12 protein-coding genes are annotated in these 18,267 nt (G+C 46.9%); 3 read left to right on the top strand and 9 right to left on the bottom strand.

Going from position 1 to position 18,267, the window contains the following annotated elements; genetic code table 11:
• Window positions 1-24: 24 nt before the first annotated feature.
• Window positions 25-1,737 carry a DEAD/DEAH box helicase gene (locus S7335_RS14120; protein ID WP_006457666.1) on the bottom strand — a complete coding sequence of 571 codons (1,713 nt, stop codon included), beginning with the start codon at window positions 1,735-1,737 and terminating at the stop codon, window positions 25-27.
• A 1,092-nt stretch (window positions 1,738-2,829) separates the two neighbouring features.
• Between S7335_RS14120 and S7335_RS27330 the strand changes: the two genes are divergently transcribed.
• Window positions 2,830-3,309: a Na-translocating system protein MpsC family protein gene (locus S7335_RS27330; protein WP_006454398.1), complete on the top strand. Its 480-nt coding sequence runs from the start codon at window positions 2,830-2,832 to the stop codon at window positions 3,307-3,309.
• 237 nt (window positions 3,310-3,546) lie between these two features.
• Here the strand turns inward: S7335_RS27330 and S7335_RS14110 are convergent, their stop codons facing one another.
• Entirely contained in the window at window positions 3,547-3,936 is a 390-nt protein-coding gene (locus S7335_RS14110) for a hypothetical protein (protein WP_006456556.1), read from the bottom strand.
• Window positions 3,937-4,817: 881 nt separating this feature from the next.
• Here S7335_RS14110 and S7335_RS14105 point away from each other — a divergent pair.
• Entirely contained in the window at window positions 4,818-6,074 is a 1,257-nt protein-coding gene (locus S7335_RS14105; protein ID WP_006454363.1) for a sensor histidine kinase, read from the top strand.
• 17 nt (window positions 6,075-6,091) lie between these two features.
• Here S7335_RS14105 and S7335_RS14100 read toward each other — a convergent pair whose 3' ends face one another.
• The 5 genes from S7335_RS14100 to S7335_RS14080 form a co-directional block, all read right to left on the bottom strand.
• Entirely contained in the window at window positions 6,092-6,961 is an 870-nt protein-coding gene (locus tag S7335_RS14100; protein ID WP_006455230.1) for a glycosyltransferase, read from the bottom strand.
• A gap of 82 nt (window positions 6,962-7,043) precedes the next feature.
• A complete protein-coding gene (locus tag S7335_RS14095; RefSeq protein WP_038016253.1) occupies window positions 7,044-8,363 on the bottom strand; it encodes an O-antigen ligase in 1,320 nt (439 codons plus the stop codon).
• Window positions 8,350-9,810: an undecaprenyl-phosphate galactose phosphotransferase WbaP gene (wbaP, locus tag S7335_RS14090; RefSeq protein ID WP_227500000.1), complete on the bottom strand. Its 1,461-nt coding sequence runs from the start codon at window positions 9,808-9,810 to the stop codon at window positions 8,350-8,352. The genes S7335_RS14095 and wbaP overlap by 14 nt, the downstream gene beginning before the upstream one ends.
• Before the next feature lie 148 nt (window positions 9,811-9,958).
• The gene (locus S7335_RS14085; protein WP_006454410.1) at window positions 9,959-11,119 is read right to left on the bottom strand and encodes a glycosyltransferase; all 1,161 of its coding nucleotides are present in this window, start codon (window positions 11,117-11,119) and stop codon (window positions 9,959-9,961) included.
• 259 nt (window positions 11,120-11,378) lie between these two features.
• A complete protein-coding gene (locus tag S7335_RS14080) occupies window positions 11,379-12,161 on the bottom strand; it encodes an aldo/keto reductase (protein WP_006453611.1) in 783 nt (260 codons plus the stop codon).
• 124 nt (window positions 12,162-12,285) lie between these two features.
• Here S7335_RS14080 and S7335_RS14075 point away from each other — a divergent pair, with 124 nt between their 5' ends.
• The gene (locus S7335_RS14075) at window positions 12,286-13,224 is read left to right on the top strand and encodes a LysR family transcriptional regulator (protein WP_006454262.1); all 939 of its coding nucleotides are present in this window, start codon (window positions 12,286-12,288) and stop codon (window positions 13,222-13,224) included.
• 55 nt (window positions 13,225-13,279) lie between these two features.
• Here S7335_RS14075 and S7335_RS14070 read toward each other — a convergent pair whose 3' ends face one another.
• Both S7335_RS14070 and S7335_RS14065 read right to left on the bottom strand, forming a co-directional pair.
• Window positions 13,280-16,519, bottom strand: a complete 3,240-nt coding sequence (locus S7335_RS14070) for a cyclic nucleotide-binding domain-containing protein (RefSeq protein WP_006454053.1) — start codon at window positions 16,517-16,519, stop codon at window positions 13,280-13,282.
• Complete coding sequence (locus S7335_RS14065; RefSeq protein WP_006454946.1) at window positions 16,516-18,096, bottom strand: MFS transporter; 1,581 nt, start codon at window positions 18,094-18,096, stop codon at window positions 16,516-16,518. The genes S7335_RS14070 and S7335_RS14065 overlap by 4 nt, the downstream gene beginning before the upstream one ends.
• Between the last annotated feature and the right edge of the window lie 171 nt (window positions 18,097-18,267).

Genomic DNA, 18,267 nt, shown 5'->3' with positions numbered 1-18,267 from the left:
GCGGAGTCAAAATCCAGCTACATATTAGACAGTAGCTTTATCTTTGCGGCGCTTCTTTTTGAAAGGAGGGCCGCTTCTAGTATTTCGACGACGTTTGGGCTTACCCTCGCGCCAGTTGCCCTCGTCGCGGGTCTTGCCCAAGCTAGTGATATTCATCGGGTGGTCCAGAACTTTCACGCCCCTAAGTAACTCAAAGGTCTCTTTTGGAATACCCACAGGGAGATCAACCGTGCTGTAGTCGTCATACACGCTGATGCGACCAATATATTTATTAGCGAGGCCGGTTTCGTTAGCGATCGCACCCACAATATGTCCTGGCTTCACCCGATGATTTTTGCCAACTTCCACGCGAAAGCGCTCCATACCCACGCTGTGGGTAGCTGCCCCAGAACCACCATCGCGGCGCTTTGGTTTAGTCTTTTCCTCTAGCAGCAGCGGTTCATCACCTTGCAATAGCTTCGCCAAAGCACCCGCAATCTCAATAGCGGGCACATCATGTTCCTGCTCATACTGTTCCAAAATTTGAGTAAAGAAGGCCGAGTCTTCTTGTGCTAGCGCGTTAGTAATCTTCTGTTTGAATCGCTCTATACGCTGGTCGTTAACAACTTCTGTTGAAGGCATCTCCATTCGCTCAATTCTTTGCCTGGTTGAGCGCTCAATAGAGCTAAGCAAGCGCTTTTCACGGGGCGTGACAAATAGAATTGCTTCACCTTCGCGGCCAGCTCGGCCCGTGCGGCCAATCCGGTGAACATAGGCTTCAGGATCGTAGGGCATATCGTAATTGATCACATGACTGATGCGCTCTACGTCCAGCCCTCTAGCGGCTACATCGGTTGCGACTAAAATATCAAGCTTGCCTTGCCTCAGGCGCTCTACTGTACGTTCGCGTTGATTTTGGGGAACATCTCCGCTTAGCGGCGCCGTGTTATAGCCTCTAGCTTCTAACTTTTCAGAAAGCTCTACGGTGGCTACTTTGGTACGCACGAAGACAATCATGCCATCAAAGTCTTCGACTTCTAAAATTCGGGTCAGTGCGTCTAGCTTGTGATAACCGCTAACAGGCCAGAAGCGCTGACGGATCGTATCCGCTGTTTTAGACTGATTTTTGACCGCTAACTCTTGAGGTGAATTGAGATATTTTTGAGCGATCTTGCGAATGGCAGCAGGCATGGTGGCTGAAAAGAGTGCCACCTGACGAGACTGGGGAGTCTGGGAGATAACCCATTCGACATCTTCAATAAAGCCCATTCGTAACATCTCATCGGCTTCATCTAGCACAAGAAATTTTAGATTATCTAGCTTTAGCGTGCCGCGCTTGATATGATCAATGACTCGCCCAGGGGTTCCGACAATCACATGTGCGGCTCTTCGAAGCTGCTTGAGCTGAACATGGTAACTTTGACCTCCATAGATAGGCAATACATGAAAGCCTTTCAAGTGCGAGGCATAGCTCTGAAAGGCTTCGGCTACTTGCAGGGCAAGTTCCCGGGTAGGCGCTAGTACCAACGCCTGGGGATCGCTGTTCGAGATATCGATTTGTGAAAGAATTGGCAGAGCAAATGCGGCCGTTTTTCCAGTGCCCGTCTGTGCCTGACCAATAATATCCCTACCATCTAAAATGGGCGGGATGGTGAGTGCCTGGATAGGCGTTGGTGTCTCATAGCCAGCATCTTCTAGAGCTTTGAGGACAGGAGGAATCAGTGAAAGGGTTTGGAACGAGGTTTCGTTTGCGGACATAAAAACAACCTAGAACCTAGGTGAATAGAATAGCGAGTAAACAGAATAATGAAGAGAATTTGTCAGTTCGAGATCAGCGCATTTAGATCAGCGCACCTAGTTAATGCGTTAGTCAGCTCATATTAGGGCCAGAGACAGCTAGTTGGTTGCAACCCACCGAACCTAAAGCACCAACCGGACCTTAAAGCGCCAATAAGTACGAAAATACGTACGCATGGCTAGGTGAATAGACTTGTATGAAAATCCGCAACTCGCTCTGTTTCAAGAAAAACTTAGCTTCAAGAAAGCTCTGGCAAACTGTCTAGGATTAAGACTAGGCATTGCCGAATCAATTAGGGAAAGTAACTTATGCTATGAACTCGGTAGGATGACAACAGGCATCAATTCAAAGGGCGATAAAGCAGCCTTAGATTGCCTGTCCCTTTTGAAGTGTGAAAGGTAAAAACCGACTCACCGAGGGTGCGTTGCAACGTGGGGCCTATCCCAAAACGGTCAGCACATAAGTCTCTCCTAGACTTATGTAGCCTTCAACCGTGTAATCGCTCTTGCTCATTGTAGATTAATAAGCGTCTTGAGATCTCGTTTGAGAGACGACAAGCAAAATTGCCAAGGCTGATAGTGTATCGTCTTTTGCCGGGTAAGAGCAACCACTATCAGAATTCTTTTGTAACAGCGGTCTCACCCTCAATCCCTACAATCTCGATCATGATGCTTCTAGCTTCAGCAGTGGTACGGCAGCGGCGATCGCTCTTAGCGCAACTGCCACCAGGATCGAGCTACTCGAAGCGGGCAACGACGAGAGGCCTCACCGCTGCGGGCAGACTTATCTGTTGCTCTGTAATGGTTTTAACCAGTGAGTAAGTAGGCTTAGAACATCACAGAAATTTTGTTTAGGTGTTGAACCCCGCCCAATTTATTCGGCTATGCACCTGTGGTAAAAAAATTCCTTTTTCTTTAATATTTATTTACATAAGTTAAAGTGCTTGTTTCGCCTCTGGTGCTGCTTCGTCAATACAGGCTATTGAGTGTACTGACGAACAAGAGCTGAAAAAGCAGCTTGCTTCTTCAGTCCTCTTAATTCTTTAACCTCTCATGCAAGATCCTGTTCCTGCTAACAACAACACGGGTCAGTCACTAGAAAGACAAGTTTTAGAGAAAGCGTTGGGTTTGCCATCAGCATCATTTGCTAGCGCTGAACACTCCTCGTCTATCGAAGCACAGACCCGCCCTATCATTGATGAGCTATTAAGAACAACATCGGCAGCTATAATGCAACTCTATGAAGAGCGTTTAGGCAAGCCACCTCGGCTGGTGAGCTGTAACTTAATCTCTGATCGTTTAGTCGTATGGATAGAAGACAGCATCACCCCAGTGGAGAAGTTTCTTTTTTCGGAGGGGAATCAGGAAGCGCAACGGCTATGCTCTACAGTAGATAGGCTAATGTATCAACGCTTAGCTGCGCTGGTTGAGCGGCATTTGAAAGTAAGCGTTATTACTATGACTGCTGATACCTGTTACGAAAACGGCTGTACAGGTCTTATCGCCAAGCTATCAATGCTCTCTTCTACATAGCTTATGGCTATAGCAAACATAGTATGGCTATAGCAAAGTGAGGATGTATATCTTACCGCTCGCTTAGTAGGCGTTCCCTAGCGCCGTACAACGACGTGGGTTCTTACTGCTCGCTCGGTAAAGTCACCCTTGTCCAGTACCCGTCTTAGCCGATGAGCATGTCTTGAGCAACTTTACGAGAGCTATACGTAGCCTTGAACTATGCGGTTCTTACAAATATGATTGAGACCAGTTAGGCTACTTCGATCCTGCTAGGTAAGAGAGTTTTGCTGGCTGGCGATCGATCAAAACGAACAAGCCAAAATTCCGAGGGGTGGCTGGTTCCAATAAGGATATCTCAACCACCCCCAAATCGAACTCGCGTATGAGTGATAGTGCTAGCTTTCCCTTTAGAGTCTGGTTAATTGTTAGTCCTATATCGTAGGCAAGTTCTGGCTGACATTGTTGAAGCAAAAAACTCTCTGTTGCCGAGTATCTTCTCTCTACATTAATAACGATGTCAAAGCTCTCTAGTACCCGGCATTCAACTTGGCAAAGTTCGTAACCCAAAGCGATCTTGAATAGCCTTCTAACTTCGTTTTCTATAGGGGCTTTTAAAGGATGTAGATTATACAGCTGCTTTTCCATTGGATTATCAGAGTGTTTTCCATAGAAGGCTTAAGAAGGCTTAGATTCTAAAGACTCAAGGTGAGCTAAAGCATTGGTGCATAGGTTTCTATAACCCAAAAGATGCTGAGTGCTATTAACAGACACCTTGTGTATATACGCTCGATCTAGATTGACACCTATGAACTATGTTTTGAGTGAACTACTCCTTGATGGTAGAAGCTTTCTACAACGAGACCCTGCAGCGGAAGGCTTAAAGTACGGCAGGAAAACCGAGTATTTTATCCTCATATAGGCATAATTACTTATTGTTTGAGATATTTCCCGATGATTATGCATCTGCTAGCTGGTCACCTTGCGACCTTGTAGCAAGGAAGTTCTCTTTCTACCTTCAAGGAGCGTATAGAAAGAAGGATTGTCAGGGTTATATAGAGATAAGAAAGAGAGCATGGGTTTAGCTAGTTACTCCTTCATAATATCCATCGAGTCTTAAGACTTTATGATAGTTTTAGAAATAGTTGATAGTAGTTCAATGATGTACAGAGTGTACCTTACAACAAAGTAAAAAGACCTTAAATACAGTTGAAGAATGTACCATAAGAGAGATGTCTACTGTTGCAAAGTATGAACGAAAGTGACGTCGGCATGAATGATGAAAAGAAAGTACCTATTCCACCGATTGTTTTGACTGCTTGGTGTCTACATCAAGATGTATGACTTGCATGGTCCTTAGTTGATAGGGCCAAACTGTTCGTACCATTGATTGTAGCTACACTAAATATAGCTACAATCAATGGTACGAACCTACGGGGCAAGCCCTGGCAATTATTTGCCCCAATGGGCGGGGATTGAACTTAAAGCGATTCAAGATAGCTACATCCAATTTTAATCGGGACACAGCCTTGGCTGAATCTACTCAAAAATTAGGGAGAGACCTAAGCACTGCTCTACGTTGTAAAGCTGATGAGATTATAGAAGCCTGGGTAGGCGAAGTTCAGCGAAGCACCGTTGGCAGCTACGAGGCTGGGTTGACATACGAAGGTATACGTAGTAGAATTCCGCAGATTCTTGAAGCGATCGCAGAACGTTTGCCCTTAGCTTTTGATGACGATCAGAACACTGCGCAGAGTTGCTGTGAGAAAGATTGTCTTCTATCAAATGTCCAGACAGATATTCCTATTCGCGTAGAGCTTGGATTTGATATAGACGAAATGCTCCGAGAGCTTAGCATACTACGTACACTAGTCGTAACAGCCCTTAGCGTTGACTTGAGTACAGCAAGCCAATCAAGTACGCTCCTCACTTTGACAAACGTAGATGCGGTACTTAATCGTATAATCTCTCGATCGACCAGACGATATGCTCAATATCAGCTTGAGCGGGTAGAGCTAACATACACTGAACTGCTCTCGAGTAATCAGGAGTTAATCCGATTGGTGCAGATGCAGAAAGACAATGCTGCTCACTTAGCCCATGAGCTGAAGAATCCAATTCACGCCGTAGTTACACTTTCTTCTTTGCTACTAAGAAATAAGCGGAGGGTATCATCCGAGTTACCTGCAAGTGCGAGAGAGATTAAGCAGATTGAGCGGATCTATGATAATGGGAATCGGCTCTCCGCGCTAGTAAGCAACATGCTTGAAGTTTCTCGAAAAGAATCTTACGAGTTGGCACTCAAAATAGAATCAGTTTGTGTGAATGAGCTAGTTAGTAAGGTGGTTGATTCCTTGACTTCCGAAGCTTTAAAGAAAGGAATAACGCTAGTGAAAGACTGCACTCAGGCACCCCCTCAAATCAATATTGACCGTTTGCGCCTACAGCAGATTCTGATAAATCTAGTCAGTAATGCGATTCGGTATACGGATAAAGGAAGCGTGAAAGTTCGCTGCTATAGTATTGATGAAGAGCGTTGGACGCTATCTGTGTGTGATACAGGCAGAGGTATCCACATCAGTCAGCAAAAGAGAATCTTTTCACCCTACGTGAGAGTAGGAGAGGCGTCAGCTCACTCAGCAGAGAGTAGTGGCTTAGGACTAACGATCGTGAGTAAATTAATAGAGCTTCTACAAGGTGAAATCAATCTAGTTTCTGAGCTTGGAAAAGGATCCACCTTTTCTGTAACGCTACCTATTGATGCTCAACAACTCAACACTGTATAACTTGAACCCTCAACAACTCAATAGGTAGGAATATAGCTGCGCCACAAGTCCGAATAGATTACTTGTTTGCTTTGCCAAGGCTTATGATGTCCGCCACTCCAGTGGATAGCTTTCATATTTTCGGGGTTCTTCCACAAAAGCTTTGCTACCCAGTGAGCCTGACCGTAACCACAGCAGTTCCATTGCTTCGTCAATGGGATGTAAGTATCTTTAAACATCAAATTGAAGACAGTTTCATCACCTAAGTGATATAGACGATAGTTATTCTTTTCATCTAGTTCTAGGTAGTGCTTGAGTAGTTTGTAAGTTTGATCTGTCCAAAAAGAGAGATCGGTGAGTAATACTCCGCTATTAAACGTACTTTTGAACTTACGAAGATCAGAGAACACTTTGAGTGGATTACTAAAGTAGAAGATTGCTGGGAAAAATTGAGGTACAGCAGCGAGATAGTTTTGTGAGGTGAGGATGTTGCCTTGAGTGAAAAGCGATCGCACATTGCCTAGCACAATAATATCCGCATCAAAATAAATCATCCGGGCTATATCTGGAAACACGTCTTTAAAAAATAATCTTGCGTACTGCATGTAACGAGAAAGTCGTCTTTCCTGTTTCTTTTCTCTGAATTTATTGTCTAGATACTGTTTTAGATAAGAAGGCGGTGTGAACTCTTTAACTCGAAACTCTACCCGCTCGCAATCATATTTAGCCGAGAAAGCTTGCTTTAGCTCTTCTTCAAAGAAAGCGCTTTCGCCAATTGGTACCACGATATTAAACCGCAGCGGAACCTCTTCTGTCCTATGGGTTGTATTAGTTAAGATAGAATTAATCACTACCAGCAGAGGCACTTGCAGGGTGCGGTTAACGGAAAGCGCAATATCAACAGGCATAAGTTAGGCCAAAAAAGCATTTGAAAAAGACCAGCTAAAGCATTGTAGCCTCTGGTCTTAGTGTTGTAGAGAAGATTAGGAATCAAGGGGTATTTCTTCTGTGCGAAGTGTTGCCACCTTGAGCAGACATCGCATAAAGCGCAGCTAATAGTCCCCAAGCTGCAATATTGAGCCGGGCGTCAAACAGTACTACATCAAAGAGGGAAAACGACAGACAAGCGAAGAATGCCAGCAAATAGCTAAACAAAATTGCGCGATCGCCCTCGGGCAGTCCAGTCTTTCTCGCGAAATAGGTTCGAAGCGCCCGGTAGAATATCGCGCCACAGATCACACTAAACCCAATCATTACCGGTACACCTGATTCACTTGCCAAAAAGAGCCAAATGTTGTGAGCATGATAAATGCTGTCATTATTAGGAATGCTACCTGGCGTATAAAGCTCCCTTAATCCAGAAAATCCCCAGCCTGTCCAGGGGCGCTGGTAGATCATGTCGATAGCCAAATGCCAAATCCTAACTCGTGGATCGTTTATGAAGATATCCCCTGAGAGCGATCGCCCACCAATTCCAAATGCATTGATTGCACCTGCTAGAACCCCAACACCGATCACACTAGAGATCCAGACTTGCTTGTATCTACGAGCCATGTAAAGTGCGATCATCACTAGCACCAAGGCGATCAATAGCCCATTGCGCGAGCCCGTACAGAAAATCGCGCCTAGACAGAGTAATACAGAAAGTCCTAAAGCCAGTCGATACCGAGCTACTGCGCTGGGGTTCGCTGCGACTCTATTAGAAGTAGTTGATACTCTATTGACCGTCTCCTTTAGCACCAATCCTAAGCCTAGACCCAGCACTAAAACGAGATAAGCGCTGAGTACATTAGGATGATCAAACAAGCTGCGCGCCCGGTGACCAAAGTAAGGTTCTTCGTAGAGCCACTCTATCAGCCACATCGGTAGCCAAGATGCTTTTATCCGTGGAATGAGCCCTTCAAACTTCAAAGCGTATTCTATCAGCGCGATCGCACATAGTGGCACCGCGCTTAGAACCAGCCACCGAGCCAACCGCTCTAGCACAGCAAAGGGACTAGTGATCATCGCTGGAGAGGTAACCCATACTCCCCACAGCACAAAGAACGGGAGAAAATTTGTGAGCTGTAAGAAGGACTCCCCCCGATTGATGCCAAAGCTTGCGCTCAAAAGAAGCCCTATTGTCAGCCAGCCAAACCCTGTCCCGATGCATTTTTGCCAAACCTGATGACCTCGCTGCATCATCGCTGTCACTATCAAGTAAGCTATTACCAGCATGACGCCATACATTACGTAGGGAAGGCACACCATGCTAGCAAACCACAGCTGATTGCGCGTCAACCCACTGCTCAACGTTCTAATACGCGCCATCGCCTGCTAAAACTACCTTCATAGTCCGAGCTAGAATATAAATATCTAGCCATACTGACCAGTTTCTAACGTAATAAGTATCCAGGTTGATTCGCTCAGCGTAGGTAAGGTTATTTCTACCCGATACTTGCCACAACCCTGTAATTCCAGGGAGTACCTGTGAGTAATAATCAAACTTATCCCCATAGCGCCATACTTCGTCTTTGACGATTGGCCTAGGCCCTACCATACTCATCTCACCTCTAAGCACATTCCATAGCTGCGGCAACTCATCTAAGCTAGTTCGCCGTAGGAACTTACCTATTTGAGTAATACGAGGGTCGTCCTTAAGCTTTTGATCTTGATCCCATGCCTTTCGTAGCTGTGGGTGACACTCAAAATACTGAGCTAGAACCTGATCGGCATTTGTTACCATCGATCGAAACTTCCATATCCTGAATAGTTTTCCTCCTCGACCAATTCTTGTTTGCTGATAGAAGATCGGCCCTGAAGAACCACAAAAAACTAACAGGCTGATAAGAGCAATTAGCGGCAGACAAGCTAGCCCTATTAGGACAACTAGTGCCTTATCAAGTGCTGCTTTGAGCAACTTAGGACCTAGAAAGAATAGCTGCTGATGAACCTCTAAGCCTAGTACGCCGCCAAGGTCTTTGGCAGCTATCCCTAATGCCGCCATACCAAACAGATCAGGAATGATAATTAGATGCGGAAATGTCTTACCATAGCGATCTATCAATGGCAAAAGCTGCTGATAAGACACCCCTGGCATGGCAACAATAGCGTAAGGAATTTTGAAGTCACTCGCAATAATAGGTGCGATTTTCAATGGACCCACTACTGGTATGCCCGCTAAGTAGCCTTGTTTCTTGGGGTCGTCATCTAGAACAGCTACCGGCTCTAATCCCAAAGACGGATGCTGTTGCAGCATGTGGATTACCACCTCCCCCGATCTACCTGCTCCCATGATGACTACCGGAAATCTCCACCAAGACCGAGAGGCGCAAAGTGATCGCGCTCCATAGCGTCCGCTGATCACTAGCAGTAAAGATAGCAGCCACGCACTTAGAAAGATATTCCAGCCGTAAAGCTCAACCCCTTGAGACAAAAAGATAGATGTCCCCAACAGCAGATACATCAAAGTCGTTGTCAGCGACAGTCGCCGTAGTTCTTCAACTGGATTAATGGCAATACCAGGGTATAGACCCGCCAATGCATAAGCAAGAACAAAAAGCCCAATTACAGGCCAAAGGCGCCAGTATAGTAAAGGGTCAAATTGACTGTTGAGCAGTTGAATCCAAACACTGACAAAACCAGCTAGACCATGACAAAGCACATCAATGCCAACCATGATAGCTAGAGTAAACCTGTAGAAGTGAGGTACAGGCGCAATAGCACGGCGAATGTGAGCGGTATAATCTTCTTTAGACTTGACAGAAAGATAACTCATCATGCGTCATTTCTCATGTGTTATTTTCGACTCCTGCCAATATCTAGTAGTAAAAGACCACAGACTTGAGCTACGGACACTCGAACCAAGGCGCACCTAACACAGGTAACTTTTGGACGTTCTTGGCATCATAGCAACAACTACCTACCTAGCTATCAACAATATCAGCTGTTTGGAACCGCGCCCAAGCTTGCTCCACAAAAGCCTCAAAACGAGCTCTAAAGCGGACTACTGCGAACTTTTCAGCATGGGCTCTTAATATCTCTGGATCAAACAGTGCTTCACTGTTGTCCAGTTGTCTGACAGACTCTATCAAACTTTCTACCGTCTGATCTACAAAAAGTAAGCCAGTCTTGCCATGAACGACTGTCTCCGCTTGGCCTCCTTTTGCATAAGCAATAACAGGTGCACCTGCAGCTTGAGCTTCTACAGGTGTAATTCCAAAATCCTCTTCTGGAGGAAAAATAAAACCTCGACAGCGCTGCATATAATTTTCAACAACATCATCAGGCTGCCAACCCAAAAACTGGATGTTACGCTTGGCTGTTTGTTCTAAAGCTAAGCGACTATCACCATCTCCAATGACAACGAGGGGCAAACCTAACTGATTGAACGCCTCAATGGTTAATTCTACGCGCTTATAAGGAACAAACCGTGACACTGTCAAATAAAAATTTTCTCGCTTTGCATCTGCTACGAATCGCTGCGTATCTACAGGGGGATAGATAACACAAGCGCTACGACGATAGGTTTTCTCTACTCGCCTAGCAACATAGCGCGAGTTAGCAACGTAGCAATCAACTCTATTCGCGCTCATCACATCCCACAGGCGCAAGTAGTGCAAAACCACCCGAACGAACCAGCTTTTTGGTCCTTTGTCCAAACTAGCGTGCTTTAAGTACTGGTGTTGAAATTCCCACCCATAGCGTAAAGGCGTATGTACATAGCAAATATGCAATTGATCGGGGCGGGTAATTACCCCTTTAGCTACCGCATGATGGCTAGAAATAATAAGGTCATAGGCAGATAAATCAAACTGCTCTACCGCTAAAGGCATAAGCGGTAAGTAACTGCGAAAAGCACGTTTCGCAAAAGGAAGCTGCTGAATAAACGATGTCGTAACTGGCTTATCTTGAATAAACGCACGTTGATGCGCCGGCAAAAAATCGACCAGGCTATAAAGATGTGCCTGAGGATAGATATCTAGAATCTGTTGGACAACTTTCTCTGAACCAGCGCAACTTGCGAACCACTCGTGAATCACAGCAACTTTTCTCACAGGCTCTTTCGCAAAATCGCTACCAACCATGACCTTGATGAGCTAGGCCCTTACACAGCTTACAGCGTTATCAACGACCTTATTAACGACCTTTGTTGTATAGCTGCTCTTCTGCACGCTCGTATTTCTCGCTCGTATCTCTATGGAAGAAGTCTAGAGAGGACCGCTAGAGTCAATAAGTGAGAGGTAACAGGATTGATTTAGCATTGATTCAGCATTTAAAGTGTCGTCAAAGCGCAACGTTATCAGCAGTCTTATCATCGGGGCTACCTGAAATCTTCACCTGAGTTTACTGAACGAGATTCCAGGCAGTCATATTCTCTTCTAAGTGAGCAATTGAGGTAGTACCAGGGATGACAATGATGTTGGGCGATCGCATCAATAGCCAAGCCAAGGCTGCTTGTGCAGGTAAGGTTGCTCCTTGCTTCATCGGATTAGCCCCTAACGGGCCATAGGGAATAAACGCAATACCTCTTTGAGCTGTATAGTCTACAAGTGAGTTCTGCTCTTGCTCGGCTTGGTTGAATCGATTTTGAATGGAGGCGATTGGCGCTACAGACAGTGCTTGGTCTAGCTGCACTCGGTTCACATTCGAAAGCCCAATCAACCGGATTTTCCCCGCTGTCTGTGCTGCTCTTAATGCTTCTACCGACTCTTCGATCGGCGTTTTTGGATCGATCCGGTGCAGTTGAAAAAGATCTATTCTATCTACCTTTAAATTCTTTAATGCATCGTCAATCTGTCGGGTGAGTGTTGCTGCTGAACCATCCACCTGAATATTGCCAGGCGCGGGCTTGTCTATACCGCCTTTGGTCGCAACGACCGTTGGCGAATGTTTTAGGTTGATTGCTTCTCCGATGAGCCTATCTACATATTCGGGTCCATATGAACGCGCTGAATCGAAGAAGTTCACGCCCAATTCTACAGCCCTTTGCAAAAGCGCTTTTCCATTCTCCCACTGTGGGTATGGGCCAAAATTTCCTGGTTGTCCAGTCAAGCGCATCGCACCATAGCCTATGCGGTTGACGGCTAATTCGTTACCGAGCTGGAAGGTTTTGTTGGTTGCTATCACTTAGTGTGTCCTCTTTCGGGGGTCTCTCAATCCAATATGGCAGCTGGGAAAAATATCTGGTAGACGAGTAACAAAAATAGCTGTTATTCTTTTTGCGTATAACCAAACCTATTGCTGACAGTCTGTGAGTAAGTCACTAGATCGACTAACCCTTCTACAAACATTTGTGCGTATTGCCGATGCAGGCAGCATCAGCGCTGCCGCTCGCGATTTAGGCTTGTCTCAACCGTCGGTCAGCCGTCAGCTAGCTGAGCTGGAGTCTCGATTTCAGACTCAGCTGATGCGACGGACCACGCATTCTCTTTCGTTGACAGAAGCAGGCGCGGAGCTGTTAGCAGATAGTCGGCAACTGCTAAATGACTGGGAGGCCTTAGAAGAAAAGCATATAGAGACTGGTGAAATGCTGCGAGGCGGGCTGAAAGTTGTAGCACCTGTTGCACTTGGACAGCTTCATTTGATAGACATAGCCCTTCGGTTTCAGCAGCAGCATCCGCTGATTTCCCTCTCTTGGCAATTAGAAGATGGCAACATTCGATTTTCAGAAGTGGGATGCGACTGCTGGATCAAAATCGGGCCTATTCAAGATAATTCACTCCAAGTAGAACCATTGGGTGAAGTAGAGCGGTTGGTAGTTGGTGCTCCTGAAGCAATCACGCACTTTGGCTCTCTAGAAACACCTAGAGCAGTAGCTAAATTCCCCTTTATTGCGCTTAGCCCTTTCGAGGGTGGGCAAATCCCATTAACCAACTTACTTGGGAAGACAATTTCAATCGCGCCCCCAGTGCGAATGAGTACGAACAATATCTTTGCCCTACGCCGTGCAACCCTAGCTGGACTAGGACTATCGGTAATGCCCCGCTGGCTAATTCAAACAGAGTTAGAGAGTGGGCAATTGATAGATCTTCTACCGGAATGGAGAGCGCCGAAATTGACTATACATTTGGCCTATCTACCCAGGCGACATCAGCTCAGGCGATTACGCGGTTTCATAGAAGTGATGAGGGCATCAGTACTGGATATTTCCGGCGTAGAAGAGAGCTTCATTGCCAGAAAAGCCGGGTGAAGAACTCTTTCTAGAATGTTCCTGCTCACAAGGCTTAGAGTTATTCCAAAGACGACTAGCTATCGACTTGCCTTTCTAACAACGGTCGCATGTCAGTAGTCTTTTCTAAGCGGTAGTGGTCGGTTTGCCGGAGTCGCTGACTCAAAAAGCGACAGATTTCTAAAATCATGTGAGGCCGCTGAGTGATCAAACTCAAGAACTGATTTTTCTCTAGCTTTAGCAGGGTGCAGTCTGTCTGTGCGATCGCGCCGTCCCACAGCGGTGCATCGTCAAACAAAGCAACCTCACCAAAATAGTCGCCCTTCCCTATCTGTCGCAGCGATCGCTTCGCTCCATCAATCTCTTTAACAAGCTGCACTTGCCCTTCAGCAATGATGTATAAGTGAGCTGCAAGGTCACCCTCGGTGAAGATCGTCGCGCCCGCAAGCACTTGGGTTTGATCTAGATTCTCATCAATCAGCATCAGCTCGTCTAGCGAGAGATTCTTAAATAGTGAAACGCTCTTCAATAGCAGCAATCGGTTCATAACGGTTTTAGCAGGCAAAGTAGTTTCAAAGATTTGACTCGCTACCTGTTTTACAAACGGATCTGGATCATTCACTAGCGTAGCTGGAACCATTGCCAAAGCAATGAGTGCGCCTGACTTAATCCAACGGTCATTTGATTCTAAAGCCTCTAACAGCAGCCGGTAGCCTTTTGTCTTCAACCAGATTGGCGTAACTCTACTAATTTCCTCCCCTACAGACTCTGTGGTCGATGGTGATACTAAGGCTTCTAGTAGTGGCATCAGCGGCACCACAAATCGCCGATGGTTAAGTGAAGCAAGTACTTCGATAGCGTTTTCTAATTCTACTTGAGCATTAGTCGCTAGCAGCCGGTTCACAGCGTTCACCGTACGAGCATGCCCTAGTGCTGAGAGGATATAGAGTACTTTCTGAATCAGACGACTATGATAGTCGACAATCGCTACGCTCAGCGCCTGCCAACTAGGCGCCTGAGTAGGTATCTGTGCTTGCCAGCGACAAGTATCAGAAAGTAGTGCATAGCTTGGTGCCAAGTAGTCAAACAACACATTGCTTGCGTAGCGCGATCGCACTAGACCAATCGCTGTAATGGCCGCATTCACTACCTCAACCTGGGTATTGTTTAAGCTAGCTTTGGCTAGATCAACCCCCGCCCGACCGTATGCAGCTAGAGCTCTAGCCGCCTGTGCTCGTACACGCGGATCGTCATCGCCTAAGCAGTCACCGATGGCAGGTAGTGCCTGGTCACAGCAATTAATCCGCAGCAGGTTTAGAGCCGCAATTTTGACCGTAGGATCGTAGTGATTCAGCTTACTTTGAGCCATATAAGCGGTGGCATCATCACCTCGATAGGTAAGCGGCTGTAGCGCCTCTAGTCCAGTGCGAACAATATCAGGGCTAGTTTGTGTCAAGACGACGTTAGGAATAAGCGGTGCTAGACGCGGCTCTTTGCTGTAGGCAACGACTCGTGTGATGATGCGCGCAGCCTTAGGCGTAAGCGGATTAGGCCAAAAGGCAGCGTCGGCTTCCTCTATACCCTCTACGGCACCATGTGGGACGAAGTCTGCTGAGGCTTGAGCTGAGTCAGAAGAATTTGCGATTAGGTAGGCAATCTTGGCCAGTATTCTCATATCTTCATGAGGGTCAGCTAGCCACTTCTTAATGTCTTTCGCCGCTGGAATATCGTGATTGATTAGTAGTATTTCTAAAGCAAAAGCTCTTAGCTCAGGAGCCTGTAGCTTAGAGCTAAATGTTGCTTGAAGCTCGGGCGAACTATGACTAAACAGCGCAATAACGTGTTCGTAGACTTGGCTATCAGGTGGGCTATGAGAGGCATGTGAACTCACCACAATCGATTCTACTTCTAGAAGAAACCGATCTGGATGACCCATGCGCGCTGCCAGTTCGAGTCCTTTGATCTGGCTATAGCGATCGCCGTCAGTTAGCAGATCTTTAACGGCTGTGGTGGACTGGGGCGTTAGCTGAATGGGATATAGATCAAACTCATCGAGATCTAGACTGTCTGAGCGAATCATCGCCTCTAGACCGCTCGCGTAAAATCGTCCCATTGGTAGACGCACTAGCAGCAGCAGTACTGTCAGACCCGTTACAAGCCAAGCAACCTGAACCAGGCTTAACCTGGTTTCACTGATCCAAAGTAGCGTTCCAGCCAAGGTCAGCCCTACCGCGTAGATAAGTCCATCACTCAACGAACGAATCCGCCCAACGAACTCTCGCGGAATTGCGTTGTAGTTAAGCTGATGGACAGGTAGGTTGATCCCCTTATACAGAGCATCGCCGTTAACATGCAGTCCTATCGCCGCAGGCAAACCAAAGTGGAAGAGTAGCCCGGCAAAGCTGGCTAGGGTGGTGAGTGGATACACCGGATTCATCTGTGCTACACCCAACGTTTTTAGTAGGGGCCGCGTCGCTCCATAGATGACCGCCACTTGTACCAGACTAATAACAATTCGCATTCCGCCCAAAAAGCCGGTCAGCGCTTGTTCACTAAAGTGGCTACCGTAGATGCTGAACCATAAAAATTCAGAGCTGGTGTAGATAATGACTAGTAAGAAGCTGCTACTAGCTAGAAATAGCGCTAGTGGATAGCGTCTTACTAGCTCTGGGAAAGTGCGTAGCGATTCGATAATACCTGTAGAATGATTGGCCTCGCCTACGTTTACCCGCCGCTGCGATCGCTCTAGATAGATCAGCTGCGCCACCCCAATCAAGAACACCACCGGCATGAACAACAGTAGATCTCGGGTTCTAAAATAGTGCGAAAGCAGTGCGGTTAGACCCCCTCCTAACAGCGTACCTACGGCTTGAGCAATGCCAATATAGGGGGCGTAGCGCTTATACTCAAGCGTCGTAAAATAGTCCGTCAACAGGCTGGGATAGAGCACATTGTTGTGAAAGTCCCATTGAAAGAAAATCGCAATTAGCAAAATGTAGTAGGCATAGGCAGACTCTTGAAGTAGCAACAGTCGCAGTCCTAAGATGACACCCACAGATATCAGCAGCACATAGCGAAAAAGCTGCGGTCGACTGTAGCGATCTACGATCTGCGAGAACACTGCGTAGGCGGGCATTGAGCACAGCCCAATCAAAATGAATGCCTGGGGCAAATGCTTAGCCCCTACATGACTAACAAATAGTGAGTTGGCGATCGCCATTCCTAACACGCTGTATATCAGCACTGTTACTGCTAGCAGCAAGAGCTGAGACAACCGGTCTAACTTAACTAATTTGGGAAAGGTATCGGTTGTCATGAGGTTGCAGGCTCTCCCAAACGGCTGTCGTCAGCGGAATCTACAGCTCTGGGACAATCGTCTAATTGATCGCTCTTCTCAGTTGCACTATCTGCCGATTGCTCCGATGTGTGTCCTGATATTTCTACTGGCCTGCGCGCGGAGACTGGTTCCGGTAGCGGTTCTGATAGTTGCTGTACCTGTACAAACGGCATAATTACTGCCGCCACCAGCAAAAAGAAACCGCCTATCACCACTGCCATCAGCCGATTGTCATGCAGCCAGTGTTCCATGACCCAGCCAAATCCTAAGGCAATGCCGATCTCTGGCAGCACAATAAAAAAGTTGAAAATGCCCTGATAGATACCTCGCTGCTGATTGGGAATGGCATAAGTCAAAATTGCGTAGGGGATCGATTGAGCACTTGCCCAAGTCAATCCGAACCCCACCATCGGCAGCAACAGCATCCAAGGCTGATGCACTAGCAGCAGTGAAACCAAACTAACCCCACCGCAGGCTAAGCAAATACTGTGAACCGCCTTGCGACTAATACGACGGGTTAACCGTGGCAGCAGTAGAGAAAAGGGAATGCAAACTGCGTTGAACATAGCAAAACACAGGCCAGCCCATTCAATTCCTGCATTGTACAAAGCTGCATCGTTCTGGGCTGCGCCGAACAAGTTGCGAGCCACCGCTGGCGGAAAATATAGAAAAAAGCAGAAAATTCCTAGCCAGGTAAATATCTGTACCAAGGCTAGCTGCTGCATCGTCTTCGGCATCTGCCGCAGTACCTGCAACGTTTCTTGCAGGCTATTAAAGATGCCACCGTGTTCTGCCTGCCGCCGTTCAAATTGAGCTAGATCTTTGGGTGGTGACTCTGGAGTGGTGACTGCCGTCCAAACCGTTGTTCCTAAAAATAGCGCTGCGCCTATATAAAAAGAGAACTCTACTGTTAGTGGAATGCGTTGGCTAGGACTCGTTGAGGCATCCACTCCAAACAAATGGCTGAGCAGCCAAGGCATGCTAGAAGCTGTAATTGCCCCTAGTCCAACCATCACACTTTGCATAGCAAACCCCTGCGTGCGCTGCTTTTTAGGCAATAGGTCGCCGACGAATGCCCGAAACGGCACCATACTCACATTGGCACTCGTGTCTAACAGCCACAGCAGCCCTGCCGCCATCCATAAGGTGGATGAACTTGGCATAAGTACTAACGCAATTGCCGCCGCGATCGCCCCACCTAATAAATAAGGCCGTCTGCGTCCCAAAGCACTCCACGTGTGGTCACTAAGATTGCCAATAATCGGCTGCACAATCAGTCCTGTCAATGGCGCTGCTAACCATAAGATCGGCAAGTTATGAGCGCTAGCTCCAAGGTATTCAAAGATGGAACTCATATTGGCCATTTGCAGCCCCCAGCCAAACTGAATGCCTAGAAAACCAAGGTTCATATTCCACAGTTGGAATAGGCTGAACCGAGTATCGTCTAGAGGTAACTTGTCTAGCGGGGGCTCATCTGGCTGCACTTCACCTGGCTGCGTCCCGTCGCCCGCGGCTGTTTCCTGTAGATCAGGGGGTCTTTCTCGAGCGGCGGACATAAGGGGTGTCTCCGATTGGCTAACTGGCTAAAGCGACTGGCTAGAGTGACTGCGAGCTGGAAATCTACATCAGTCAGCTTTCCCACTATAGCTTTGGCTACTTCGGCTTTGGTCACTTCGCTTGGCACTTTTCAATCGGGCTTCTGACACTGTATCCTTTCAAACCTCACT

The sequence above is a fragment of the Synechococcus sp. PCC 7335 genome, from assembly GCF_000155595.1.
Lineage (GTDB): Bacteria > Cyanobacteriota > Cyanobacteriia > Phormidesmidales > Phormidesmidaceae > Phormidesmis.
Note: the sequence above shows the minus strand (reverse complement) of the source record. Positions and strands in the feature narration are given on the sequence as shown.